This is a genomic window from Actinoplanes sp. NPDC049598 (genome assembly GCF_040675435.1).
Lineage (GTDB): Bacteria > Actinomycetota > Actinomycetes > Mycobacteriales > Micromonosporaceae > Actinoplanes.
This window is the reverse complement of sequence record NZ_JBFAOX010000005.1, coordinates 386122-411208: the sequence shown is the minus strand read 5'-3', so window position 1 is coordinate 411208 and position 25087 is coordinate 386122. Positions and strand designations below refer to the sequence as shown.

At 71.3% G+C, this 25087-nt stretch carries 24 protein-coding genes; 11 read left to right on the top strand and 13 right to left on the bottom strand.

The window, feature by feature from the left end; genetic code table 11:
• Positions 1-9 precede the first annotated feature (9 nt).
• The 6 genes from atpA to AB0J66_RS15320 all read left to right on the top strand — a co-directional run bounded on the left by atpA (position 10) and on the right by AB0J66_RS15320 (position 6155).
• Positions 10-1659: a F0F1 ATP synthase subunit alpha gene (atpA, locus tag AB0J66_RS15345; RefSeq protein ID WP_364660139.1), complete on the top strand. Its 1650-nt coding sequence runs from the start codon at positions 10-12 to the stop codon at positions 1657-1659.
• 2 nt (positions 1660-1661) lie between these two features.
• Positions 1662-2591, top strand: a complete 930-nt coding sequence (locus tag AB0J66_RS15340) for a F0F1 ATP synthase subunit gamma (protein WP_364660138.1) — start codon at positions 1662-1664, stop codon at positions 2589-2591.
• Positions 2591-4033: a F0F1 ATP synthase subunit beta gene (gene atpD / locus AB0J66_RS15335; RefSeq protein ID WP_364660136.1), complete on the top strand. Its 1443-nt coding sequence runs from the start codon at positions 2591-2593 to the stop codon at positions 4031-4033. The genes AB0J66_RS15340 and atpD overlap by 1 nt, the downstream gene beginning before the upstream one ends.
• A 197-nt stretch (positions 4034-4230) precedes the next feature.
• Positions 4231-5325: an LCP family protein gene (locus tag AB0J66_RS15330; RefSeq protein ID WP_364660134.1), complete on the top strand. Its 1095-nt coding sequence runs from the start codon at positions 4231-4233 to the stop codon at positions 5323-5325.
• Between the two features lie 74 nt (positions 5326-5399).
• Positions 5400-5681, top strand: coding sequence for a F0F1 ATP synthase subunit epsilon (locus AB0J66_RS15325; protein ID WP_364660132.1), 282 nt, complete (start codon positions 5400-5402; stop codon positions 5679-5681).
• Between the two features lie 9 nt (positions 5682-5690).
• Positions 5691-6155: a DUF2550 domain-containing protein gene (locus AB0J66_RS15320; protein WP_364660130.1), complete on the top strand. Its 465-nt coding sequence runs from the start codon at positions 5691-5693 to the stop codon at positions 6153-6155.
• Between the two features lies 1 nt (position 6156).
• On the opposite strand, the gene AB0J66_RS15315 is transcribed toward AB0J66_RS15320, so the two are convergent.
• Positions 6157-7149 (bottom strand): aldo/keto reductase family protein, encoded by a 993-nt coding sequence (locus AB0J66_RS15315; RefSeq protein ID WP_364660128.1) that lies wholly within the window; start codon positions 7147-7149, stop codon positions 6157-6159.
• 76 nt (positions 7150-7225) lie between these two features.
• Between AB0J66_RS15315 and AB0J66_RS15310 the strand changes: the two genes are divergently transcribed.
• Positions 7226-8032 (top strand): PhzF family phenazine biosynthesis protein, encoded by an 807-nt coding sequence (locus tag AB0J66_RS15310; protein WP_364660126.1) that lies wholly within the window; start codon positions 7226-7228, stop codon positions 8030-8032.
• Here AB0J66_RS15310 and AB0J66_RS15305 read toward each other — a convergent pair.
• The 3 genes from AB0J66_RS15305 to AB0J66_RS15295 all read right to left on the bottom strand — a co-directional run bounded on the left by AB0J66_RS15305 (position 7948) and on the right by AB0J66_RS15295 (position 10443).
• Complete coding sequence (locus tag AB0J66_RS15305) at positions 7948-9306, bottom strand: hypothetical protein (protein WP_364660124.1); 1359 nt, start codon at positions 9304-9306, stop codon at positions 7948-7950. The genes AB0J66_RS15310 and AB0J66_RS15305 overlap by 85 nt on opposite strands.
• Before the next feature lie 166 nt (positions 9307-9472).
• Positions 9473-9862, bottom strand: coding sequence for a VOC family protein (locus AB0J66_RS15300; RefSeq protein WP_364660123.1), 390 nt, complete (start codon positions 9860-9862; stop codon positions 9473-9475).
• A 2-nt stretch (positions 9863-9864) separates the two neighbouring features.
• Positions 9865-10443, bottom strand: a complete 579-nt coding sequence (locus AB0J66_RS15295; protein ID WP_364660121.1) for a cob(I)yrinic acid a,c-diamide adenosyltransferase — start codon at positions 10441-10443, stop codon at positions 9865-9867.
• Between the two features lie 42 nt (positions 10444-10485).
• On the opposite strand from AB0J66_RS15295, the gene murA reads away from it, so the two are divergent.
• Positions 10486-11772, top strand: a complete 1287-nt coding sequence (gene murA / locus AB0J66_RS15290) for a UDP-N-acetylglucosamine 1-carboxyvinyltransferase (RefSeq protein ID WP_364660120.1) — start codon at positions 10486-10488, stop codon at positions 11770-11772.
• On the opposite strand, the gene AB0J66_RS15285 is transcribed toward murA, so the two are convergent.
• The gene (locus tag AB0J66_RS15285; protein WP_364660118.1) at positions 11769-12128 is read right to left on the bottom strand and encodes a hypothetical protein; all 360 of its coding nucleotides are present in this window, start codon (positions 12126-12128) and stop codon (positions 11769-11771) included. The two genes, murA and AB0J66_RS15285, sit on opposite strands and share 4 nt — an antisense overlap.
• Positions 12129-12255: 127 nt before the next feature.
• Between AB0J66_RS15285 and AB0J66_RS15280 the strand changes: the two genes are divergently transcribed.
• Positions 12256-13104 (top strand): 3-hydroxyacyl-CoA dehydrogenase family protein, encoded by an 849-nt coding sequence (locus tag AB0J66_RS15280; protein ID WP_364660116.1) that lies wholly within the window; start codon positions 12256-12258, stop codon positions 13102-13104.
• A 49-nt stretch (positions 13105-13153) separates the two neighbouring features.
• Complete coding sequence (locus AB0J66_RS15275) at positions 13154-13510, top strand: hypothetical protein (RefSeq protein WP_364660114.1); 357 nt, start codon at positions 13154-13156, stop codon at positions 13508-13510.
• Here the strand turns inward: AB0J66_RS15275 and AB0J66_RS15270 are convergent.
• Genes AB0J66_RS15270 through AB0J66_RS15250 form a run of 5 tightly spaced genes read right to left on the bottom strand, consistent with a single transcriptional unit; the run spans position 13458 to position 20125 of the window.
• Entirely contained in the window at positions 13458-14744 is a 1287-nt protein-coding gene (locus AB0J66_RS15270) for a hemolysin family protein (RefSeq protein ID WP_364660112.1), read from the bottom strand. The genes AB0J66_RS15275 and AB0J66_RS15270 overlap by 53 nt on opposite strands.
• A 36-nt stretch (positions 14745-14780) precedes the next feature.
• Complete coding sequence (locus tag AB0J66_RS15265; RefSeq protein ID WP_364660110.1) at positions 14781-15518, bottom strand: hypothetical protein; 738 nt, start codon at positions 15516-15518, stop codon at positions 14781-14783.
• The gene (locus tag AB0J66_RS15260) at positions 15505-18105 is read right to left on the bottom strand and encodes an FtsK/SpoIIIE domain-containing protein (protein ID WP_364660108.1); all 2601 of its coding nucleotides are present in this window, start codon (positions 18103-18105) and stop codon (positions 15505-15507) included. Before AB0J66_RS15260 ends, AB0J66_RS15265 begins: the two co-directional genes overlap by 14 nt.
• A gap of 58 nt (positions 18106-18163) precedes the next feature.
• The gene (locus AB0J66_RS15255) at positions 18164-19489 is read right to left on the bottom strand and encodes a hypothetical protein (RefSeq protein ID WP_364660106.1); all 1326 of its coding nucleotides are present in this window, start codon (positions 19487-19489) and stop codon (positions 18164-18166) included.
• 9 nt (positions 19490-19498) lie between these two features.
• A complete protein-coding gene (locus tag AB0J66_RS15250; RefSeq protein ID WP_364660104.1) occupies positions 19499-20125 on the bottom strand; it encodes a DUF4126 domain-containing protein in 627 nt (208 codons plus the stop codon).
• A gap of 52 nt (positions 20126-20177) precedes the next feature.
• Here AB0J66_RS15250 and nucS point away from each other — a divergent pair, with 52 nt between their 5' ends.
• A complete protein-coding gene (nucS, locus tag AB0J66_RS15245) occupies positions 20178-20837 on the top strand; it encodes an endonuclease NucS (RefSeq protein WP_364660102.1) in 660 nt (219 codons plus the stop codon).
• Positions 20838-21397: 560 nt separating this feature from the next.
• On the opposite strand, the gene AB0J66_RS15240 is transcribed toward nucS, so the two are convergent.
• From AB0J66_RS15240 to AB0J66_RS15230, 3 genes are read right to left on the bottom strand one after another with little or no spacing between them, the layout of a single operon-like run.
• A complete protein-coding gene (locus AB0J66_RS15240; protein WP_364660100.1) occupies positions 21398-22894 on the bottom strand; it encodes a DUF6297 family protein in 1497 nt (498 codons plus the stop codon).
• Positions 22891-23529 carry an ABC transporter ATP-binding protein gene (locus tag AB0J66_RS15235; RefSeq protein ID WP_364660098.1) on the bottom strand — a complete coding sequence of 213 codons (639 nt, stop codon included), beginning with the start codon at positions 23527-23529 and terminating at the stop codon, positions 22891-22893. The genes AB0J66_RS15240 and AB0J66_RS15235 overlap by 4 nt, the downstream gene beginning before the upstream one ends.
• A gap of 15 nt (positions 23530-23544) precedes the next feature.
• Positions 23545-25035 (bottom strand): aldehyde dehydrogenase family protein, encoded by a 1491-nt coding sequence (locus AB0J66_RS15230; RefSeq protein WP_364660096.1) that lies wholly within the window; start codon positions 25033-25035, stop codon positions 23545-23547.
• Positions 25036-25087: the final 52 nt, after the last annotated feature.

The window sequence follows — 25087 nt, the reverse complement described above, 5'->3', positions numbered from 1 at the left end:
AGGCAGAGGATGGCCGAGCTGACCATCTCCTCGGACGAGATCCGGGGGGCGCTAGAGCGCTACGTCTCGTCCTACACGCCCGAGGTCTCCCGCGAGGAGGTCGGCATCGTCTCCGATGCGGGCGACGGCATCGCGCACGTCGAGGGTCTGCCCTCGACGATGGCGAACGAACTGCTCGAGTTCGAGGACGGCACGCTGGGTGTCGCCCTGAACCTCGACGTCCGCGAGATCGGCGTCGTGGTCCTGGGTGACTTCACCGGCATCGAAGAGGGCCAGCAGGTCAAGCGGACCGGCCGTGTCCTCTCGGTTCCGGTCGGCGACGCCTTCCTCGGTCGCGTGGTCGACCCGCTGGGCCGGCCGATCGACGACCGCGGTGAGATCGCCAACGAGGGCTTCCGCGAGCTCGAGCTGCAGGCGCCGAACGTCATGGCGCGCCAGCCCGTGAAGCAGCCGCTGCAGACCGGCATCAAGGCCATCGACGCCATGACGCCGATCGGCCGCGGCCAGCGGCAGCTGATCATCGGCGACCGCAAGACGGGCAAGACCACCGTCGCGATCGACACGATCATCAACCAGCGCGCGAACTGGGAGTCCGGCGACCCGGAGAAGCAGGTCCGCTGCATCTACGTCGCGATCGGCCAGAAGGCCACCACCATCGCGTCGATCCGGGGCACCCTCGAGGCGCAGGGCGCGCTGGAGTACACGACGATCGTCGCGGCTCCCGCTTCCGACCCGGCCGGCTTCAAGTACATCGCCCCGTACACCGGCTCGTCCATCGGACAGCACTGGATGTACAACGGCAAGCACGTCCTGATCGTCTTCGACGACCTGACCAAGCAGGCCGAGGCCTACCGCGCGGTGTCGCTGCTGCTGCGCCGCCCGCCGGGCCGCGAGGCCTACCCGGGTGACGTCTTCTACCTGCACTCCCGCCTGCTCGAGCGCTGCGCCAAGCTCTCGAACGAGCTGGGCGGGGGCTCGATGACCGGTCTGCCGATCATCGAGACGAAGGCCAACGACATCTCGGCCTACATCCCGACCAACGTCATCTCGATCACCGACGGCCAGATCTTCCTGGAGACCGACCTGTTCGCCTCGGGTGTCCGCCCGGCGATCAACGTCGGTACCTCGGTGTCCCGGGTGGGTGGCTCGGCGCAGGTCAAGGCAATGCGCTCGGTCTCCGGCCGTCTCCGCCTCGACCTGGCCCAGTTCCGTGAGCTGGAGGCCTTCTCGGCCTTCGCCTCCGACCTGGACCGCGCGTCGCGGGCCCAGCTCGAGAAGGGCGTCCGCCTGGTCGAGCTGCTCAAGCAGCCGCAGTACTCGCCGTACTCGGTGGTCGACGAGGTCATCGTGATCTGGGCCGGCACCACCGGCCAGCTCGACGACATCGACGTGGCCGACGTGCGCCGCTTCGAGCAGGACTTCCTGGGCTGGGTCAAGCGGCACCGCAGCGACACCTACACCGCGATCGAATCGACCGGCCTGCTGTCGGACGACGACGTGGAGAACCTGAAGAGCGGCGTGACCGAGTTCAAGGAGCTCTTCAAGCGCGGCGAGACCGGTTCCTCGGTCAACGAGACCCCGGCCGAGCCGCTCGAAGAGGGCCGCCAGACGCGTGAGACGGTGACCCGCGAGGTTCCCCGTCCGGCCGAAGGCCAGTAGTCATGGCCGGTCAGGTACAGGCTCTCCGGCGGCGCATCCGCACCGTCAAGTCGACCAAGAAGATCGCTAAGGCGCAGGAGCTGGTGGCCACCAGCCGCATCGCCAAGGCCCAGGAGCGCGTTCAGGCCTCCAAGCCGTACGCCGAGGCGATCACCCAGGTCCTGACCGCCCTGGCGTCCAACGCGACGATCGACAACCCCCTGCTGGTCCCGCGCGAGCGGGTCCGGCGGGCGGGTGTCCTGCTCATCACCAGCGACCGCGGCCTCGCCGGCGCCTACAACGCCAACGCGATCCGCACCGCCGAGCAGCTGATCTCGCGCCTCAAGGCGGACGGCAAGGAGCCGGTGCTCTACGTCGTCGGCCGCAAGGGCGTCGGCTACTACCGGTTCCGCAACCGGCCGATCGAGGCCAGCTGGTCCGGCTTCTCCGAGCGCCCGGCGTTCTCCGACGCCAAGACGATCGGTGACGCCCTGCTGGAGGCGTTCGTCGCCGGCGCGGACGACACCGACGCCACCTACGGCCCGGACGGCATCCAGGGCGTCGACGAGCTGCACATCGTCAGCACGCAGTTCAAGTCGCTGATGACGCAGACCGCGGAGGCGCACTTCCTGGCCCCGATGCAGGTCGAGGAGCGCGAGGTCGAGCCGGGTCTGCGCCCGGCCTACGAGTTCGAGCCGGACGCCGACGAGCTGCTCGACGCGCTGCTGCCGAAGTACCTCAACACGCGGATCTACGCGGCGTTGCTGTCCTCGGCGGCGAGCGAGTCGGCCTCCCGGCGGCGGGCGATGAAGAGCGCGTCGGACAACGCGGACGACCTGCTCAAGCGGTACACGCGCGAGATGAACTCCGCGCGGCAGGCCGCGATCACCCAGGAAATCAGTGAGATCGTCGGCGGCGTCGAGGCGCTGTCCTCGGCAGGAAGTGATATGTGATGACTGCTGTAGCTGAGCCCACCAAGGCGGAGACCGGTGTCGGCCGCGTCGTCCGGGTCATCGGCCCGGTCGTCGACGCCGAGTTCCCCCGGGACGCCATGCCCGACATCTTCAACGCGCTGCACGTGTCGGTGACCCTCTCCGAGGGCACCAAGACGCTGACGCTCGAGGTCGCCCAGCACCTGGGTGACAACATCGTCCGCGCCATCTCGATGCAGCCGACCGACGGCCTGATCCGAGGCGCCGAGGTTTCCGACACCGGCTCGCCGATCTCGGTGCCCGTCGGTGACGTGACCAAGGGCCACGTGTTCAACGCCCTCGGCGAGGTGCTCAACGCCGACCCGTCGACCCTGGACATCCAGGAGCGCTGGTCGATCCACCGCAAGCCCCCGGCGTTCGCCGACCTCGAGCCCAAGACCGAGATGCTGGAGACCGGCATCAAGGTGCTCGACCTGCTCGCGCCGTACGTGCGCGGTGGCAAGATCGGCCTGTTCGGCGGCGCGGGCGTGGGCAAGACGGTGCTCATCCAGGAGATGATCATCCGCGTGGCCCGTAACTTCGGTGGCACCTCGGTGTTCGCCGGCGTCGGCGAGCGCACCCGTGAGGGCAACGACCTCATCCTGGAGATGGAGGAGGGTGGCGTTCTGGACAAGACCGCCCTCGTCTTCGGCCAGATGGACGAGCCGCCGGGCACCCGCCTGCGGGTCGCCCTGTCCGCGCTGACCATGGCGGAGTACTTCCGGGACGTCCAGAACCAGGAGGTGCTGCTCTTCATCGACAACATCTTCCGGTTCACCCAGGCCGGTTCCGAGGTGTCGACGCTGCTCGGCCGCATGCCGTCGGCCGTGGGTTACCAGCCCACGCTGGCCGACGAGATGGGCGAGCTCCAGGAGCGGATCACGTCGGTCCGGGGCAAGGCGATCACCTCGCTGCAGGCGATCTACGTGCCCGCCGACGACTACACCGACCCGGCGCCGGCCACCACGTTCGCCCACCTGGACGCGACCACGAACCTCGAGCGGTCGATCTCCGACAAGGGCATCTACCCGGCCGTGGACCCGCTGGCCTCCAGCTCGCGGATCCTGGCCCCCGAGTTCGTCGGCGCCGAGCACTACGCGGTCGCCCGCGAGGTGCAGCGGATCCTGCAGAAGTACAAGGACCTGCAGGACATCATCGCCATCCTCGGCATGGACGAGCTCTCCGAGGAGGACAAGGTCACGGTGCAGCGGGCCCGCCGCATCGAGCGCTTCCTCTCGCAGAACACGTACGCCGCCGAGCAGTTCACCGGCGTTCCCGGCTCGACGGTCCCCCTGAAGGAGACCATCGAGGCGTTCAAGAAGATCAGCGAGGGGGAGTACGACAACTTCCCCGAGCAGGCCTTCTTCATGTGCGGTGGCCTCGAGGACCTCGAGAAGAACGCGCACGAGCTGATGAAGGGCTGATCTCACTCAGCGACAAGGGAGCCGCGCCGACCGTAATGGTGGGCGCGGCTTCGTCGTATCTCCGTCAGTTTTGTCCGATATGAGCGCTCTGTGAGTCGCGGAAACGCGAGCGCGATCTGGGTACTCTTGTCGTTCGTCGGCCGGCCGATATCGATGACCTTTGGGGGAGACCTGTGGCGAGGAAACGGCGCGCGCCCATGTGGGCGCGACTGTGCGCGATCTTCGGCTGCGTCCTCATGGTGGTCAGCGGGGGCGCCATCGTGACCCAGCAGGTGCTGGTGGCCCGCTACGCCGGCGCCGTCGAGACGCAGGACCTCTTCGGCAACGCCGCGGCCGGCGCCACCAAGGAGGCCAAGTCCGACATCAAGGGCCCGCTGAACATCCTGCTGGTCGGCGTCGACCCCCGTAAGGACACGCAGACGCCGCTCTCCGACTCGATCATCGTGGCCCACATCCCGAAGGACATGAACCAGGCGTACCTGTTCTCGGTGCCGCGGGACCTGATCGTCGACATCCCGGCCTTCGAGAAGACCGGCTTCAAGGGCGGCCGCTCGAAGATCAACGCCGCCATGGGCTACGGCAGTGCCGTCGGCAACGGCAAGCACGACGTCGTCCAGGGCTTCGACCTGCTGGCCAAGACGGTCGGCCAGCTCACCGGCATCGACAAGTTCGACGCCGGCGTGATCCTCAACTTCAACGGCTTCAAGGCGATCGTCGACGCCATGGGCGGCGTCACCATGAAAATCGACCAGAACGTGAAGTCGGAGCACCTCCAGCCCAACGGCAAGGCCCGCCCGCGGTACGCGCGCTGTGCCGACAACAGCTGCGCCCACCCGTACTACGGCCCCCAGGCCGAGTACAAGCCGGGCACGTACCACCTGCAGGGCTGGCAGGCCCTGGACTACGTGCGCCAGCGCTACGGCCTGCCCAAGGGTGACTACGACCGCCAGCGCCACCAGCAGCAGTTCATCAAGGCCATGGCCAAGCAGGCGCTCAGCAAGAACGTGGTGACCAGCCCGACCAAGCTCGACGCGGTGCTCAAGGCGGCCGGCAAGGCGCTCATCTTCGACGGCAACGGTCACAACGTGGTCGACTGGGCCTTCGCCCTGAAGAACCTGCGCTCGGACGACATGACCCTGATCAAGCTGCCGGGCAGCTCGGTCATCGTCAACGGCGACTACCGGGGCGAGGAGCTGGCGCCCACCGCGAGCGACTTCTTCAAGGCGGTCCGCAGCGACCAGGTGCAGAACTTCATCTTCCGCAACCCGGAGTACATCAACTCCAACGTCTGACCTGGTGCCATCGCTCGGAAGGGCGCCGTCTAGACTTCACCCATTAGGTATTACTGGCTCAACAGGAGGACAGCGTGGCCAACCAGCTGCCCGTCAAGGTCGTAGCCGTCGAGCAAAGCATCTGGTCCGGCGAGGCCGAGATGCTCGTCGCGCGGACCACCGAGGGTGAGATCGGCGTCCTGCCGGGTCACTCCCCGCTGCTGGGCCTGCTGAAGGAGCCCTCGCAGGTCCGCGTGAAACTCGCCGGCGGCGAACAGCTCACCTACGACGTCACCGGCGGTTTCCTCTCCATCGACGCGGACGGTGTGACCGTCCTCGCCGAGAGCGCGACCCCCGCCACCCCCGAGACCCACTGACGACCGGCGATGCAGGTTCTGGAAATCGTCGGAATCTGCCTCATCGCTGCGCTCGTCCTGCTCCTGGGCATCTTCTTCCGCCGCCGCCTGCTCATGGTCGGCGGCGGAACCATTCGGCTTCAGATCCACCTCAGCACCCTGGTCCCCGGGCGGGGCTGGTCCACCGCGATCGGCCAGTTCGTCGGCGGTGAGCTGCGCATCCACCGCATGTTCAGCTACGCCTTCCGCCCCAAGCGGGTGCTCGACCGGGGCCACCTGGTCATCGAGGAACGCCGCCGCCCCGAGGGCCCGGAGCGGCTCACCATCCCCGGCCACTGGGTCGTGCTCCGGCTGGCCACGGCCACCGACGACCTTGAGATCGCGATGGCCGAGTCCACCGTGACCGGTTTCCTCTCCTGGCTCGAGGCGGCCCCGCCCGGCCCACCGGGCAGCGTGGCCCGCCCGGTGATCCGCCCGCGCACGATCGAGCAGTAACTCAGCGGTGCTTGACGCCCTCCTGGGCGAACGGCGCGAGAGTCGGCGTACGGACCGGGGCGTCACCCAGGGCCTCGTCGATGCGCCGCACCACCTCATCACTCAGCTCGACGCCGGACGCGGCGGCATTGGCGTGCACCTGCTCCGGCCGTGAGGCCCCGGTGATGGCCGACGCCACCTCCGGCCGGCGCAGCACCCAGGCCAGCGCGAGAGTGGCCAGGCTGACGCCCAGATCCCCGGCGATCGGCACCAGGCGCTGCACGGCCTCGATCTTGTCCTCGGTGAGCACCAGGTCCTTGGCGCCACCCATCTCGTCGCTGGCGAACCGGGAGCCGGCCGGCAGCGGCTCGCCCGGCTTGTACTTGCCGGTGAGCACCCCCTGAGCGAGCGGCGACCACACGATCTGCGAGATGCCGTTGGCCACGCTGAGCGGGAAGACCTCGGTCTCCGGGGCCTGCCAGAGCATCGAGTACTGCGGCTGCGACGAGACGAACAGCTCCGGCCCGGCGATGTCGATGGCGGCCTGGATCTGCTCCGGCGTCCACTCGCTGAAGCCGAGATAGCGAGCCTTGCCCTGCTCGACGACCTTCTGGAACGCCTCGATGGTCTCCTCGATCGGCACGTCGACGTCGAACCGGTGCGCCTGGTAGAGATCGACGTAATCGGTGCGCAGCCGGCTCAACGAGGCGTCGATCTGCTTACCGATCTGCGCCGCCGACAGCCCGGCGTCGGTGTCCGACATCCGGCCCTGCACCTTGGTGGCCAGGATGTACGAGTCGCGGCGGTGCCCGGCGAGGATCTCGCCCCACGCCGACTCGGCCGCGCCCCGCCCGTAGACGTTGGCGGTGTCGAAGAAATTGATCCCGGCGTCGAAGGCGGCCTCGGTGCAGGCGCGGGTCTGCTCGGCCGCCACCCCGCCGGAGTAGGTGAGCCAGGAGCCCAGGGAGATCTCGGAGACCTCCAGGTCGGAGCTGCCGAGCTTGCGGTAACGCATGGTGGTCCCTCTCGTCGGTCCATTGCCTTCCAGGTGGCTCTCGCCGTCCTGGTCTGTGCCCCCTAGCGTCGAGGGCATGCGGATTCGAATCATCGACGCCTTCACCGATCAGCCGTTCGGCGGGAACCCGGCCGGGGTGGTCGTGCTGGACGGGCCGGACTTCCCCGATGAACCCTGGATGCAGGCCGTGGCGGCCGAGGTCAACCTCTCCGAGACGGCGTTCCTGCACCCGCTCGAGGCCGGTGGGGAGGCCGACTACGCGCTGCGCTGGTTCACCCCGGCCGTCGAGGTCGCGCTCTGCGGGCACGCCACGCTGGCGACGGCTCACGCTTTGCAAAGCCCAGGGCTCGTACGCTTCGCAACCCGCAGCGGCGTCCTGACCGCTTCCACCGATGCGCAGGGCTGGATCACCCTCGACTTCCCGACCGCGCCGCTGAGCCCGGTCCAGGCCGACCCGCGGGTGCTCGACGCGCTCGGGGTCACCGCGGTCTCAGTGCACCACACCGGGCCCAACACCGACGACCTGCTGATCGAGCTGCTCGACGAGGCGGCCGTACGGGATCTCACCCCCGACGTGACTGCGCTGGCGAGCGTGGAGAACCGCGGCGTCGTGGTCACCGCCCGGGCCGACGACCCCGACGGCGACTACGACTTCGTCTCCCGCTTCTTCGGCGCGGCCGCCGGCGTGGCCGAGGACCCGGTCACCGGCAGCGCCCACACCGCCCTGGCCCCGTTCTGGTCGGCCAAGCTCGGCGGCCGCACCCAGCTCACCGGCTACCAGGCCTCCCCCCGCGGCGGCTACGTCCGCGTCACCCTCCGCGACGACCGCACCCTGCTCACAGGCAAGGCCGTCACCGTCATCGACGGCTCTTTGCACGCCTGATCCACCACCGCGCGGCCCGCGGGGTGGTGCAGACCCTCGTAGATGAGGTCGCGCAGGGCGTTGGCCCGCTGGCGGGGGAGGGCGGCGTGCAGATCGCGCAGGACGATCCGGACCAGCACGTTGACCTCGCCGGGGCGCAGGGCCAGGCGTTCGCGGGAGGCCGGTGGGAGCTCACCCGGCGGGGTCGCCGACAAGATGCTCACCTCCTCGACCAGGTCGGCGTCCGGGCCGAGCAGTTCGCGCACCCGGTCGCCGATCTCCTCGGCGGTCACGCCGGCCGGCAGCGCCACCGAGACGTCCCGGCGGGCGGCGGGTTGCGCCGAGACCGGCCGGTACGGGCTGAGGTCGAGCATCTGGCCCGCGACCCGCGGATCGGCCGACCGCAGCAGCCGGATGTCGCTGATCCCCTTGCGGAGCATGAGCAGCCGATCCAGCCCGAGCCCCAGGGCCAGCCCGGCCCGCCCGGGGCCGACGACGTGCGGCGCGGCCACCCCGCATTCGCCCACCTCGACCCAGGCGTCCCCGGCCCAGACCTCGATCTCGAGCCCGCCCGTGGTGTAGGGGTGGGTCGCGGGGTTGACCCGCCACCGCGCCCCGGGCAGAGCCGCCTCAACGGCAAGACCGGCCAGCTCAAGCAGCTCGTCCCGCTCCCGGCCCTGCTCCGCCGCGCCGGTCCCTGCCGTGCCGCTCCCTGCTGGGCCGTTCCCCGCTGGGCCGCTTCCCGCTGGGCCGCTTCCCGCTGGGCCGCTTCCCGCTGGGCCGCTTCCCGCTGGGCCGCTTCCCGCTGGGCCGGGCTTCGCTGGGGTGGAGGTGAGGTGCCACAGGTCGAGCTGGTGCGGGGTTCCGGTGTGCAGGCGGTCGATGCAGTCGCGGCGGTAGACGATGCCTGGGCACGCGACGAGAATCTCCCCCGCAGCGGTCGGTGCCTCGCCTGGAGCGGTCCGCGCCGCGCCTGGGGTCCCGGGCTCGCCTAGTGACGGCAGTTGTCGTAGTGCGCCGGGTATGAGAGCGGATGTCTGAGAGCGCAGCATCCGCCGCTCATCCACATACCGGGTATATCGCGCGTCCCGCGCTGTCGCCGACGGGCTGTAGCCGAGCCGGTCGTAGTTGTCGGCCACGTCGACGATGCGTTCGCCGCGGTGGACGAGCAACTCGGCTGCGGGCCAGCGGGTGGTGGCGGCGTCGAGCACGGCCGCCACGATCGCCTGGATGGCGTGCGGCCCCTCGGCCGGGTCGGTCAGGTCGCGTACGGCCAGGTCTTCGGTCTTGGTCATTGGCTTCTCCCTCTTCGAGCAGGAAGCGGGAGGCCGGGACAAAGAAAATGGCCGCCCGCGTGGGGCGGCCAGGAACGCGCAGAGTCAGCCGGCCGCCGGGGGCCGGGTAAAGACGCTCGCGCGTGTGGTCATGTCTCCATGGTGGCAGAACGGGGGAAGCGAATTTCTAGTCCGGCGGGCCGGCCTGGAGCTCGACCTCGAAGCCCCACTCGTCCTCCAGGTAGGCCGCGTACGACTCCGGGCCGCCGGCGTGCGGGTGCTTCTCGGGGAAGAGCAGCGCCCACCCGTGCTCCGCCGACGCGGCCGTCAACCGGTCGACCTCGGTCTCGCCACCCACGGTGAAGGCCAGGTGATTGAGGCCGGGGGCCAGCCGATCGTGCACCGAGCTCGACAGGGCCGGCGACTGCTCCAGCACCAGATAGACGTCGCCGTATTTCCAGGAGCGGCCGCCGGGCCAGTCCTGGTACTGCTTCCAGCCCAGCGATCCCAGCAGCCAGCCCCAGGGGCGCAGCGCGCCGGTCAGGTCGGGCACCCACAGCTCGACGTGGTGCAGCACGTCTACTTCGCCGTTCCGGCGCCCGGCACCCACTTCACGTCGCCGCCGGGGTTGGCCGCGCGGGACAGGATGAAGAGGAGATCCGAGAGGCGGTTGAGGTATTTGGCGGGCATCTCACCCGTACGGCCCGGATCGGCCTCGATCAGGGCCCACGCCGAGCGCTCGGCCCGCCGGGCCACCGTCCGGGCCACGTGCAGTAGGGCCGCGCCGGGGGTGCCGCCCGGGAGGATGAAGCTGTCGAGGGCCGGGAGGCGTTCCAGGAACTCGTCGCACCAGCCCTCGAGCCGCGTCACATACTCCTCGGTGATCCGCAGCGGCGGGTAGGGCGGGTCCTCCGACTCGGGGTTGCAGAGGTCGGCGCCGACGTCGAAGAGGTCGTTCTGGACGACGGTGAGCACGGCTTTCACGTCGTCGGGCAGGTCGCCGAGGGCCAGGGCGACGCCCAGGGCGGCGTTGCACTCGTCGGCGTCGGCGTAGGCGGCGATGCGCGGATCGGTCTTGGCGGCGACCTCGTTGTTGCCCAGACGGGTCTGCCCGCCGTCGCCGGCGCGGGTGTAGATACGGGTGAGGTGTACGGCCATGCCCCCACCCTACGGAGCGGCGGTTCGGCGGCGACTCATACCATGGCCCGCGTGGATGTGATCAGGGTGAAGGGCGGGACCGCGCTGACCGGCGAGGTCGGTGTCGGTGGGGCGAAGAACTCGGCGCTCAAGCTGATGGCGGTCGCGCTGCTCGCGCAGGGCCGCAGCGTGGTCGCGAACGTTCCGCGCATCACCGACATCGCCATCATGGCCGAGGTGCTGCGGCGGCTGGGCTGCCAGGTCACCCTGGACGGGGGCGAGGCGACCATCGACGTGCCGGCCGAGCCGGGCAGCGAGGCCGACTACGACCTGGTGCGCCGGCTGCGGGCGTCGATCTGCGTGCTCGGTCCGCTGCTGGCCCGCCGCGGTTACGTGCGGGTGGCCCTGCCGGGCGGCGACATGATCGGCTCCCGGGGGCTCGACATGCACGTCTCGGGTCTGGCCCGGATGGGCGCCGAGATCTCGGGCGAGCACGGCTTCGTGATCGCGTCGGCCCCGCACGGCCTGCGGGGCAGCAAGATCTGGCTGGACTTCCCGAGCGTCGGCGCCACCGAGAACCTGTTGATGGCGGCCGTCCTGGCCAAGGGCACGACCGAGATCGACAACGCGGCCCGTGAGCCGGAGATCGTCGACATCTGCGAGATGCTGACCGACATGGGCGCCCACATCGAGGGCGCGGGCACCTCCACGCTGACCATCGAGGGCGTCGACGAGCTGCACCCGGTGCACCACACCACGGTGGGCGACCGGATCGTCGGCGGCACCTGGGCGTTCGCCGCCGCCATGACGCGTGGCGACGTGACCGTCCAGGGCGTCCGGCCCGAGTTCCTCGACATCGCGCTCGACAAGCTGGTCACGGCCGGCGCCACGGTCGACCCCGGCGACAACCAGTTCCGGGTGCGGATGGACGACCGCCCCAGGGCCGTCGACATCGTCACCCTGCCCTACCCGGGCTTCGCCACCGACCTGCTGCCGATGGCGATCGGCCTGGCCTCGGTGGCCGAGGGCTCCTCGCTGATCACCGAGAACATCTTCGACGGCCGCTTCATGTTCGTGAACGAGATGGTCCGGCTGGGCGCCGACATCCGGACCGACGGGCACCACGCCGTGGTCAACGGCCGGCCGCGGCTGTCCGGGGCGCCGGTGCGGGCGACCGACATCCGGGCCGGGGCGGGGCTGGTCATCGCCGGTCTGTGCGCCGACGGGGTGACCGAGGTGGGCGAGGTGCACCACATCGACCGCGGTTACCCCGACTTCGTGTCCGACCTGGCCGCGCTGGGGGCCGAGGTGGAGCGGGCCGACGTGCCCGAGCCGACCTTCGACTTCTAAAGGGCCGGCGAGCCGCCGACCAGGCGACGGGCTTCCTCGACGTGTTCGGGGAAGACCAGCACGGCCGTACGCCCGTCGCGGCCGATCGCCTGAGTGGCGCGGATGCCGGCGTCGCCGAGCAGTTGCCGGATCTCGTCGGCGATCTCGGTGTCGATCGTGACGGCGGCCGGGCAGAGCAGACCGTAGTCGTCCGGCTCGCCGAAGATGGCGAGACCGGCGGCGTACGGATCGCTCGCCCCGGCCTCGTGGGACAGGGTCCACCCCAGGCCCATGCGCCAGAAGATCGCACCGAGGAAGCCGACCAGACCGACGGCGATGAGGGGCCCGAGGAGATACCAGCCGTTGCCTGTGGCCATGGGCATAGTCTGGCACCGCAACCTAGCCCTTTACCCGGATTTGCCCCGATAGAGACGCCCTCCCGCTCCTGAATTTCCGTTAAGTAGGGTGAGGCCGAGGACACACATTTACTCAGGGGAGTGGCACATGGCGGGTCGACTCGCGGTCATCGGCTCCGGCTTGATGGGTTCCGGCATCGCGCAGGTCTCGGCGCAGGCGGGCTGGCAGGTCACCATGCGGGACGTGGACGACGCCTCGCTGTTCCGGGGCATGACGGCGATCCGGGATTCGCTCGGCCGGTTCGCGGCCAAGGGCAAGATCTCCGACGAGGACGTGGAGGCCACCATCGGCCGGATCACGACCACGACCGACCTCGACGCGGTGGCCGACGCCGACGTCGTGGTGGAGGCGATCTACGAGAAGGTGGAGGCCAAGCACGAGGTCTTCCGGGCCCTGGACAAGATCTGCAAGGGCGGCGCGATCCTCGGCACCAACACCTCGGCCATCCCGATCACCCAGATCGCCACGGTGACCGAGCGGCCGGAGTCGGTCGTCGGCATCCACTTCTTCTCGCCGGTGCCCATGATGAAGCTGGTCGAGCTGGTCCGCGGCTACCAGACCTCGGACGACACGCTGGCCACGGCCCGGGCCTACGCCGAGGAGGTCGGCAAGACCTGCGTCGAGGTCAAGCGTGATGTGGCCGGCTTCGTCTCCAACCGGCTCTTCTCGGCCCTGCTGGTCGAGGCGATCAAGCTGGTCGAGACCGGCGTGGTCAGCGCGGCCGACCTCGACACGGTGATGAAGCTGGGCTTCGGGCACTCGATGGGCCCGCTGGCCACCGTCGACCTAACCGGGCTGGACGTCATGCTCAACGCGGCGAGCAACATCTACCGCGACACCGCGGACGAGAAGTTCTTCCCGCCGGAGCTGCTGCAGCGCATGGTCCAGGCGGGCGACCTGGGCCGCAAGAGCGGCAAGGGCTTCTACGCGTACTGATCGGTGCGTCCGGGGGTCGCGGAGCGTAGCGTCCCCCTACCATTTGGTCATGACGCCGGAGCAGATGGAGTGGGCGCTCGCCGAGGCCCGCAAGGGCGCCCTGGCGGTCGCCCCCGGCTGGTTCCGGTCGTGGGGGACCTCGGACGAGAAGTGGTCGGCGGTCAACGTGCGCTCGGCGACCCAGGTGATCGTCAACCACAGCCGCGAGGACGACCGCCACCCGAACAGCTGGACGGTCCGGGCCGTCTTCGGTGATCACGCGGTCGAGCTGCGGGTCGGGCCGTACGACGCCAAGGAGCACGCGGTGCTCGTCGCGCACGCGGTGCTCTCCGTCGCGTACGCCCCCGATGGTCCTAGTCGAACTCCGGGTCCGGTTTCGGTGCCGGCCGCACCCGCACCTGCGTGATGGCCCGCCCGGTCACCTCGACCACCTCGGCCGTGTGCCCGTCCACCTCGACCACCTCGCCGGGCTTGCTGGGGATGTGCCCGAGCTGGGCCAGCACGAGCCCGGCGACGGTGGTGTAGTCGCCCTCGTCCTCCCGCTCGACGTCGACGCCGATGTCGGGCAGGTCGTGCATCGGGAAGGTGCCCGGCAGCAGCATCGCGCCGTCCGGCTCGCGCACCACCGACTGCACGTCCCGGTCCGTCTCGTCGTAGATCTCACCGACGATCTCCTCGACCAGGTCCTCCATGGTGACGATGCCGTCGATGGCGCCCCGCTCGTCGACCACGAACGCGAACTGCTGGTGCTGCATCCGCAGCTGGCGCAGCGCGTCGGAGACCTTGAGCGTCTCGGGCAGGAAGAGCGCGGTGTACAGGTGGTCGCGCACCGGCCCCTCGGCGTCGATCAGGTCGCGCAGGTGCACCACGCCGAGCACGTCGTCCAGGCCCATCGGCCCGGTCACCGGGGCCCGGGAGCGCCCGCTGGCCACCAGCCGGGTCAGCGCCTCCTTGGCCGGCAGGTCGCCGGGGAGGATCAGCACGTCGCGGCGGGGCACCAGCACCTCGCGCAGGATCCGCTCGGCGATCTCGAAGGCGCCGCTGATGATCGTGCGCTGTTCCGGGGTGAACTCCTGCTGCTGGGTGACCATGTCGCGGATCTCCTCGGTGCTGACCTCCTCCCGCGTCGCGGTGGGGTCGACCCCGGCCAGGCGGACGACGAGATCGGTCGACTTGCCCAGCAGCCAGATGGCCGGCCGGGAGAGCGACGCCATCAGGTCCAGCGGCCGGGCGGCCAGCAGGGCCCAGCCCTCGGCCCGCTGCATGGCGATCCGCTTGGGCGCCAGCTCGCCGATGACCAGCGTGAAGAAGGTCAGCACGATGGTCACGAGCACGATCGCGACCGGCTCGGCCGCCGTGCCGAGGAAGCCGAGTGGCCCGGTGAGCGGTCTGGCCAGCGAGGTCGCGGCGGCCGCCGACGCGAGGAAGCCGGCCAGCGTGATGCCGATCTGGATGGTGGCCAGGAACCGGTTCGGGTCGCGGGCCAGCCGGGCCAGCGTGCGGCCGCCCCGTGACTGGCGCTCGAGACGCTGCAGCTGGCTCTCGCGCAGCGAGATGAGGGCCATCTCGCTGCCGGAGAAGGCGGCGTTGAGCAGCACGAGCACGACGACCAGAACGATTTGCCACACATATCCGCCCACGCGCCCGGTTTACCCCCTCAACCGTCCGGTCAAGCCTCAGTGCTTGGCCGCGAAGGCCAGCGACATCAGGGTGGCGGCGATCATGCCGCCCAACAGAGTGAGCCCGATGCCGCCGATGTCGAGCCGGGCCTGGAGCCGCTTGTGGGCGACCAGCGCGGCCACCGGCACCCCGGCCGAGGGCGCCACCAGGAAGGCCAGCCAGCCGAGCCCGCGCAGGGCCGTGCCGCCCCACACCCCGGTGCTGCCGAAGGTCACCATGCCCGAGCCGACGAGCCCGGCCAGCGTCGCCACCAGCGCCCCCAGCACCGGCAGCAACGGCAGCGCCCAGCGCGGCAGGGAGCGCCGGCCGGCCGGATGGATGGTGTGGTCGATCCGCTCGGCCGCCTGGGCCAGCAGCGAGCGCGGGGCCTTGATCTGCGGCGACTCGGGGCTGCGGGGTAGCGCGGCGCGGGGCACGGCGTCGACCGGCACCGGCTCGGGCATCTCGCCCAGGGCCCGTACGCGCAGACCTCGCGCCCGCCGCAACTGGTCCCAGAGCCGGGCCGCCTCCCGGTCCACGTCGAGCACCTGGGCCGCGGCCGCGCCCGCCCAGCGGTCGGCCGACAGCGCGTCACCCTCGGCCCGGGACAGCTCGCCCGCGGCCTGGGCCGCGCTCTCCTGGTACGCGTGCTCGGCGTTGCCCATCTCGGCGTCCCGCCGCCGGGTCGCCTCGGCCAGGGCGCTCACCATGAGCTGGTAGTCGCGCCCGATGGGCTGGCGGTCACGTGTGGTCACTGTTCACCTCATACGGGACGATGACTTCCGGGGTGCGGTGCACCGAGCGGTCGAAGAACAGGGCCCGGCGGTCGCGCGGGTACCAGGACGGCCCGCCCGGCTGCGGATAGAGCGGCGCCAGGTCGGCCCCCTGCACGTCGAGCGCCACCCAGGCCCCGATCGGGTCGAGCCGGGCCCCCGGCCCGCCTAGGCTGTCGCGGAGTCGCCCGACCGAGCGCCACCAGCCGAGCACGTGGGTACGGTGCTCCGGGCCCTCGACCAGCAGTCGGCGCAGCGCGGCGGGGTCGGCCCCGGCGTCCAGGGCGTAACCCATCACGTAGTGCGGGATGGTCCCGAACGGTTCCGTGGGCAGCTCTTCGCACCAGTCGGCCGAGGGCAGCTCGGCGATCAGCCGGGCCGCCGCGTGGGCCGCGTCCGGGTCCAGGCAGACGATGCTGAAATGGGCCGGCCCCTGCGCGGCCAGCGACAGCGCGGCCGCGGCGAGCACGTCGCACGCCTCGGACGTGCGGGTGCCGAGCACGGCCAGGTTGCGCCCGGGCATCCGGCCCAGCCGCAGCCGGGCCGGGCGGGCGGCCACGTCGATGCGCTCGCCGAGCACCGCCCCCGGCGAGGAGCCGACCGGGGAGGCGGCGTCCGGCACCGGGCCGGCCGGGCGGCAGCTCTCCGGCAGCCGGGGGACGGCGTCGCCGTCGAACAGCCGCGGCTGCTCGCACCCCTCCGGCCGGTCGCGCCACAGCCGGCGCTGCAGGCTGCGCCAGACCAGCCGGTCACCGGCGTCGGGCAGGCGGACCACCTGGTTGGCCCCGGACGCGCCGGACTGGGTGTTGACCACCGCGTGGAAGCGCGGGATGACCGCCGCCGCCAGGTTGTCCTCGGCTAGGATGCGGCGGGCCTTGGGCAGGGCGATGCGCAACGTGAACTGTCCGATCAGGCCGCCGCGGCCCCACAGCGCCTCGATACCGGAGACGTCCTGGCTGGCCAGGATCAGGTGGATGCCCTGCGAGCGGCCGCGCCGGGCCAGGTCCTCGAGCAGGGTGACGGCCTCGTCGGCCACGGCGTCCCGGCCGGCCAGCAGCACCTGGAACTCGTCGATCACGGCCACGATGCGCGGCCAGTGCCCGGCCGGGTCCTCGGCCCGTAGCTCGGCCAGCTTGGTCGCGTCCACCCGCTTGGCCGCCTGGGCCCGGGTCCGCAGCTCTTCGCTCAGGTGCCGCAGCATGGCCAGGCCGAACTCGCGGTCGCCGTTGACGTTGATGCCGGCCAGGCGCACCTGCGGCAGCCAGGCCGGGTCGCGCGGCCCCGGCACGAACCGGGCGAAGGACACGCCCTCCTTGAAGTCGAGCAGGTAGAACGCCAGCTCCTCGGGGCCGTAGCGGGTGGCCAGGGCGGCCAGCCAGGCGTACAGCAGGTTGGTCTTGCCCGAGCCCGACGGGCCGCCGATCAGCGCGTGCGGCGGGTCGTCCCCGAGCGGGACCTCGATCAGCGTGCCGTCGGTGGCGTCGCCGATCGGCGCGCTCAGCCCGTGCGCCGACGACTCGGCCCACAGCTCGCGCGGCTCCAGATCGGCGAAGCGGGCCGGTGGCGGGCCGGCCTTCAGGCGTTCGGCGGTGGCCCGGCAGAACGACGTGACCCGCTCGGCCGGCGGCGGTGGATCGAGGCGGATCTCCAGGTCGCCGGTGATGTCGCAGGTCGCCGTCTGATCGCCGACGACCAGGCGGCGTACGGTCGGATGGTCGCCCAGCTCGAGACCGCGTACCACCAGATGCACGCCGCAGGCGACCCCGGTCCGTACGATCCGGTCGAGCTGGGCCCGCTGGGCGTTCGTCAGCTCCTCGGCGGTGGCCGGGTCGGCCAGCAGCACCACCACCCGCCACGGCTCGGGCCGGGGGCCGATGGTGGCCGCGGTGAGATCGGCCAGCGACTGGTACTCGCCGGCCAGCACGGTCTCGTTGACCCGGCAGATGTGCTCGACCAGATCGTCCAGGGTGGATCCCAGCGACCCGGGCGCCACGAACGAGATGCCGAGCGGGGCGAACGGCGCCAGCGTGCCGCCCAGGTGCTCGGGGTCGTAGACGGTGAGCTCGACCTCGCCCGGCCGGATGCTGCCCAGGGCCCGCAGCAACAGACCGGTTATCACGCCGTCGACCACCGGCTGGGTGCCCTCGAAGTGGAGGTGCGCGGCGTCCAGGAACGGCACCAGCGCGGGCAGGGCGGCCGTGTCGTCCACATTGAGCGAGCCGATGCGCAGCAGCCCGGGGCGGGCGCCGGGGGCAGGCTCGGTGGGCGCCCACATCCGCCACGGCAGGCCGGCCGCGCCGGTCGCGGTGACCGCGGCCAGCCGGCGCACGTTGCCGGCGAGCCGGGTCGACTCGTGCTGGAAGCGGCGCTGGATGTCGCGGCGGGCGGCGTCGCGGGCCTCGGCGAGCTGGTTCAGGCAGGTCGCGTACGCCTCCCGGACGAGCCGCCGCCGGTTCTGCGCCTCGCCCCGGGCCGACTCGGCCTCGGCCAGCACCGCCCGCGCCGCCCCCCGAGCCTCGGCCAATTCCTGCCGGACGACGGCGACCAGCGCGTTGCGGTGGCTACCCACCTGACCCCCTGGAAATCACGCTGGGGGATTTTACTCATTTTTGGCACGAAACGGACAATTACGTGCTGCGTGTCGGTGCCGTCCGCACACTCCACTGCGGCTGCCCGCCCGCCATCTCCGCCCGCAGCCGCCCCGCGATCACCGCCGCGCCCTCGGCCTGCCAGCGCCGTAGGCGGCGGCGCGGCACCTGCCGCCGCATCCAGTCCAGGGCCCGGCGGGCGTCCCGGTCCAGGCCGTCGGTCTTCAGCCGGCGGGCGTACGGATCGAGGCCGAGCACGCAGCAGTAGTGCAACACGGTATACGACCGCCAGGCGTCCGTCGTGTCGAAAGCCCCGGCCGGCCGTAGCCGGTCCACGCCCTCGTGCAGCACCTTGCGCAACTCGGCGGCCCGGGCCCACGGCTGGTCCCGCCGGCCCAGCCGCCGGTCGATCGCGGGCAGGTCGATCAGCGGGCTGCGCATCAACCGGCCCAGGTCGCCGTAGTGGTCGAGCGCCTGCTCGGTGAAGCGCCGGAAGTCGTCCTCGGGCACACTCGGCAACGGGGGCCGGTGGCGCTGCCGCGGAAGGGCCTCGATGAGCATCAGCAGCGCCGACCGCTCGGCCCGCAGCCGCCCGTCCCGGCGGAACGCGATCGCGTCGAGCGCCCGCTGCACCGCGCCGGACAGCCCGGCCAGCGTCATCACCACGGCGATCAGGGCGAACTGGAGGATCAGCACGGCGTCCGAGTCGACCGCGAGCATGGTCAGGGCCGACGGGCCCCCCAGCAGCACGATCGCGGCCAGCGCGCCGAGCACCGACCGGGTCAGGTCGGGCCGGAGCCGCTCGCCGGCCCCCATCGCGTCGTTGACCGCGACCAGGAAACCGAGAATCAGCAGGTCCAGCCCGAGCGCGGCGATCACCAGGACCGGCGCCCCGAGGCTGAGCGGCAGCAGCAGCGCGGTCAGCGTCACGCCGTACAGCACCGCGGCGACCACCAGGGCGGCCGGCAGCATCGGCGGCCGCACCTGATCACGGAAGCGCCAGAGCAGCACCACCCCGCCGGCCAGCGGGGCCAGCACCACCAGCCGGCCCGCCTCGGGCAGCGCGACCACCGTGACCAGGAACGCGGCCGACAGGGTGAGCCAGCCCAGATCGATCGGCCGCCGCTCCGGCAGCGACGACGGCAACAATGCCACCGCGCTGCCGGCCCAGAGCAGGGCCGGGGCGCAGAACAGCACCTGGGCCGGCATCGAGCCGGGCGCGACCGTCCACACCGCCACCCCGACCGCGTACGCCATCAGCGCGGCGGCCGCCCGCCCCGTCGCCTGCCGCACCGGATCACGGCCGAGCAGATAGCAGGCGGCCCACCACGCGAGAGCGAAGACGGGAACGGCGATCGCGGGCACGGCTGAGAGTCAACCAAACGAGTGCGGGGTGCCGGAACCCGACAGTTGTGTGCGCTTCGCCCTCTTGCGGCGACGGCGACGGAACACCCAGAATCCGCCGAGCACGATCAACAGCAGTCCGACCAGGACCAACACCGGCAGGACGATGGCCAGCACGGACATCAGGACACTGCCGATGTCCTCGGCCGTGCTCGCCACCGGCGCCCCGAAACCGGCCGTGGTGGTGTTCACCACCGGCCGGGAAGCGGCCTTCACACCGTGCACGCCGAGCGCGATGATCACGCCGGCCGCGATCGGCACCCACTGATGCGAGCCGAAGAACGAACCCGGATCGCTGACCGTGACCGTCTCCGAGGCCGAGCCCGCGCCGAACGCGAGACCACCGGCGGTCGGGCGGACAACGGTCTGCACCACATCGTTGAAGTGGTCGACCACCGGCACCTTGTCGGCGACGACCTCGATGGCCAGAAGCAGGGCGAGAATCAACAAGGTCCAGCCGTTGGACAGCCAGGACCAGCCGGTCGGGAGATCGATCAGATCGGTGTACCGGGCGAGGCCGCCCATGATGACGAGGGGGATGTAGGCGTTCAACCCGGCGGAGGCGGCGAGGCCGGTGCCGGTGAGGGCTTCGAGCACGACTCAAGGATGGCATTGGGGCGCCAACGGCGCCTTCCGGTACGGTCCTACGGTGCGCCTGGTCATCGCGAAATGCTCCGTCGACTACGTCGGCCGGTTGTCCGCCCACCTGCCACCGGCCACCCGGCTGCTGATGGTCAAGGCCGACGGGTCGGTCTCCATCCACGCCGACGACCGCGCCTACAAGCCGCTGAACTGGATGAGCCCACCCTGCAAGCTGCACGAACAGCCCGGCGTGTGGAAGGTCGTCAACAAGGCGGGCGAGGAGCTGCGGATCACCCTGGAGGAGATCTTCCAGGACACGTCGTACGAGTTGGGTGTCGACCCGGGTCTGCAGAAGGACGGGGTCGAGGCCCACCTGCAGGAGCTGCTCGCGGCCCACCCGGAGACGTTCGGCGAGGGCTGGACCCTGGTCCGCCGCGAATACATGACGGCGATCGGGCCGGTGGATCTGCTGTGCCGCGACGCCGACGGCAAGTCGGTGGCGGTGGAGATCAAGAGGCGCGGCGAGATCGACGGGGTTGAGCAGCTGACCCGGTACCTCGAGCTGATGAACCGGGATCCGCTGCTGGCGCCGGTGCAGGGGGTCTTCGCCGCCCAGGAGATCAAGCCCCAGGCCCGAGTGCTCGCCACCGACCGAGGCATCCGCTGCGTCGTCGTCGACTACGACAAGCTGCGCGGCATGGAGCGGGACGAGCTGACTCTGTTCTGACCGCTTGCTTGCGCTTTGCGGGGTGGGCGAGAGGCTGTGGGTTGGGCTTGCTTGCGCACGACGGCCGGGTGTCACGCTACGGCCAGGTGGGTGGTCGCCGGTCTCTGAGCGCTGGGCTGGGCTCAGCGGTTCCCGTGCGGTCGGGTGGGGGTTGTTGTTCGCTGCCGCGCTGGGGTGCGGGGAGGGGGCCGGGTCACCCGGGCTGATCTGGGTGGTGGGCTGGCCCGACGCGCCAGACTTTCAGCTGGCCGGGACCCCAATCCTCGTACAAGTCGGGGAAGCCCTTGCGCCCGGCGATCGAGGCGGCGTACTGGCGGGTCCCTCCGCCGAGCCGGACAGCTATGTCCCCGGTCGTGTAGAGCCGCCCTTTCGACTGTGCTGGATCGTGACTGGGTGGTGGGCTAAATAGTGAATGGGTGAGGTGCCAACTTCCGCGCCTCCTCGACTCTGAACTCGATGCGGTCCTGGCTGCCCATCCCGCCGTCCTGGTCGTTGGCTCGCGCGCTGCGGCAAGACCACCACGACTCGACGTCACGCCGGCTCAGTGCTGCGCCTGGCACTTAGCTCGCGTGTAGTTCGGTGCGGGTTGTCTCGGTGGTTCCGGAGACGTAGGCGCGGGCGCCGATTACCCCGACGACGGCCTGGACCAGGACGGTGGTCCAGGACAGGGGGTTGTGCTGGGCGATCTCCAGGAGGGCGGGCAGGCCCAGGAGCAGCAGGTCGGGGCCCATCACGGCGTTGACCAGCGGGCCCGTGGAGAGGGTGCCCATCGGGGTGTCGAGCGGCAGCAGGTCGTTGCGGACGAAGCCGGCCCGGGCGCGGTGGACGGCGGCGGCGGCGCCGACCGGGCCCAGGGCCAGGCCCAGGGCCCACCACGGGCCTGGGGGGAGGTCGCCGAGCAGGTCCAGGGCGGTCAGGGCGGCGGCCGACCAGAGGGCGGCCAGGACGCCGGGGACCCACAGGCGCTGGAGGACGGCCTGGCGGGAGGAGAGGCCGAGCAGGCGCAGCAGGACCGCGTTGCCGGCGTCGGTGCGGACGTTGCCGGTGGCGGTCATGGCGGCGGTCAGGGTGCCGAGCAGGACGGCGGCGCCGAGGAGCCAGGCGGGGGCGTTGCCCAGCAGCAAGGGGAACGCGGCCAGGAAGACCAGGGTCAGCAGGCGGCGGCGCCGGCGGAGGGTGAGCAGCACGTCCTGGGCGGTCAGGACCGGCAGGCGGGACGCTAACGGGAGGGCGACCGAGCGCAGGCGGCGGCGGGACCAGTAGCGGCGTTCGATCATGTCGGTGAGGAACGAGGGTTCCATGCCGAAGGCGGTGTCGAACAGGGTGCCGGCGGTGCGGGAGGCGTCCAGGATGTGATCGCTCGGGGTGCGGGCGAGACCCCGTACGACCAGGGCCGAAGCGATCAGGACGACCAGCGCGACGCCCGCGATCAGGGGGACCAGCGTCCTCGCCGGGGGCCAGGCGGTGACGGCGACGGGCTGGTCGAGGGTGGTGTCGGTGACCAGGCCGGCGAAACCGGCGGCGAAGACCAGGCTCATCAGGGTGTCGACGGCGACGCCCCAGCGGCCACCCGCCTGCGCGGCCGCCGCGATCAGGAGCAGGACCAGGCCGAGGAGGGCGCCGGCCGTTACCAATAAAGCAACGGGAGGGGTACGGGGAGCGGTGTGACCGACGATGGCTACGCCGGCGAGGGCGCCGATCACGGCGGCGACCAGGGCGGCGATGCGCAGCGAGGGGATGAGTAGGCTGCGCCGGCTGACGGGGGCGGTGAGCAGCCAGGACGCGGCGGCCCGGCTCAGGGCGAGCGGGCCGAAGCGGCGCAGGGCCAGGTAGAGCAGGCCGTACAGCAGCGCGGTGAGGGACGCGCCGGCCAGGCCGGAGGCGTCGGGGTGGGGTGGCCAGAAGACCTCGGCCAGCTGCCGGTGCAGCATGCCGCCGATGATGGCGACGGTCAGGGCGCCGATGTAGAGGCTGCTCAGGGTGGCGCCGCGCTCGCGGTGGGCGGATTGGGTGCGGAGGATCCAGCGCCGTACGGGTGCGAGCGGAACCGTGGTCATCCGGCGACCGCGCTCAGCGACTCCATCGTGGTGATGGCCGCGCCCGACGCGATGGCGAAATCGTCGTCGTGGCTGGCCATCAGCAGCGAGCCGCCGCCCGCCATGTAGTCGGCGAGCAGGCCGGCCACGTCGGCCCGGCCCTCACGGTCGAGGCGCTGCTCGGGCTCGTCCAGGATCAGCAGCGAGCTGGGGCGCAGCAGGGCGATGGCCAGCACGAGCCGCTGCTTCTGGCCCGAGGAGAGCGAGGGCGGGATGGCGTCGGCGTGCTTGGCCAGGCCGAAGCGCTCCAGCGCCTCGTCGATGCCGGCCTCCCCGGGCTCCTGGCCGTGGGCGCGGCAGACCAGTTCGGCGTGCTCGCGGGCGGTCAGACCCGGGTACCAGGTGGGGGGCTCGACGGTGGTGACGACGGCCCGCCAGAACTCGGGCGTGGCGCCGGGGTCGCCGCCGAACACTGTGATCTTGCCGCTCTCCACCTCTTGCAGGCCGCTCACGCAGCGCAGCAGGGTGGACTTGCCGACCCCGTTCTCGCCCACGACGCAGACGCCCCGGCCGGTCGGCACGGTGAGGTGCACGTCGACCAGCACCGGCGTGGCTCCGTAACCGGCGTGCAGGCCCTCGACCTCGACCGCTTCCACGTCGAGGACCCTAGCTCACTTCCGCCCGTACAGAATCTTCAACGCCCTGATGATCGTTCCCACCTGCGCCGGGGTGCGCTCGAAGGTCATCGAGGGCAGCAGCGACGGGCCCCGGCGCACCGTGATCGACTTGGCCCGGGCGAACTCGCGCAGCCCGTCCTCGCCGTGGATGCGGCCGAAGCCGGAGTCGCCGACCCCGCCGAAGGGCAGGTTGCCCATGCCCGAGAAGGTCAGCGCGCCGTTGACGGCGACCATGCCCGAGCGCAGCCGCCGGGCCAGGCGGATGGCGTTCTTCTTGCCGAAGACGGCACCCCCCAGGCCGTACGAGGTGTCGTTGGCCCGCCGCAGCGCCTCCTCCGCGTCGGCCACCTTGGTGATCGTCAACGTCGGCCCGAAGGTCTCCTCGCGGATCTCGCGGGAGTCGGCCGGCACGTCGACCAGCACCGTCGGGGCCACGTAGGGCGGCTGCACCGCGCCCGCCCCGCCGAGCACCGCCTTGCCGCCCTTGGCCAGGGCGTCGTCGATGTGGTCGCGGATGATGTCGATCTGCTTGGGCATGGTGATCGGGCCGATCTCCTCGCCGGTGCGCAGCTTGCCGGCCTTCTCGACCACGGCCGCGACGAAGGCGTCGTAGACCGGGGCGACCGCGTACGCCCGCTCGATGCCGATGCAGGTCTGGCCCGCGTTGGTCATCGCGCCCCAGACCGCGGCCTCGGCCGCCGCGGCGACATCGGCGTCCGCGTCGACGATCATGGCGTCCTTGCCGCCGGCCTCGATGACCGCGGGCACGAGGTTCTCGGCGCAGACGGCCAGCACCTTCTTGGCGGTGGCGGTGGAGCCGGTGAACGCGACCTTGCCGACCCCGGAGCGGCACAGCGCGGCCCCGACGTCGCCCAGCCCGTGCACGGCCTGCAGCACCGGGTGCTCGGGGACGATCTCGGCGAACGTGTCGACCAGCCACTGCCCGACGACCGGCGTGTACTCGCTGGGCTTGAAGACGACCGCGTTGCCGGCCGAGAGCGCGCCGGCGATCGGGCCCATCGGGGTCAGGATCGGGTAGTTCCAGGGGCCGATCACCCCGACCACGCCGTACGGCTGGTATTCCAGATGCCCGGAGTGCTCCATGAGCAGCAGCCGGCTGGCCGTGCGGCGCGGGCCGAGGACGGCCTTGGCGTGCCGGGCCATCCAGTCGAGGTGCTCGGTGGCGGCGGCGGCCTCGACCACCGCGTCGGCGTGGGGCTTGCCCGCCTCCAGGCCGGTCAGCTCGGCCAGCTCCTCGACCCGGCGGGCGATCAGCGACCGCCAGCGCAGCAGCCGCTCCTTGCGCCCGTCGTAGCCGAGCGACTGCCACCACAGGCCGGCTTCCTTGGCCCGCGCCGTGGCCGTGCCGACCGCGTCGGCGTCGGCGACCGGCACGCGGCCCGCCTCGGCCCCGGTGGCCGGGTTGGTGGAGATCAGCACACCGTCTTCGACGACCGGAAGGCCGGGCACGCGAGTAGCGGTCATCACAGCAGTCTATGACCGTTGTTACCGGCGAGTCAGCCCTTGTTTGTACGCT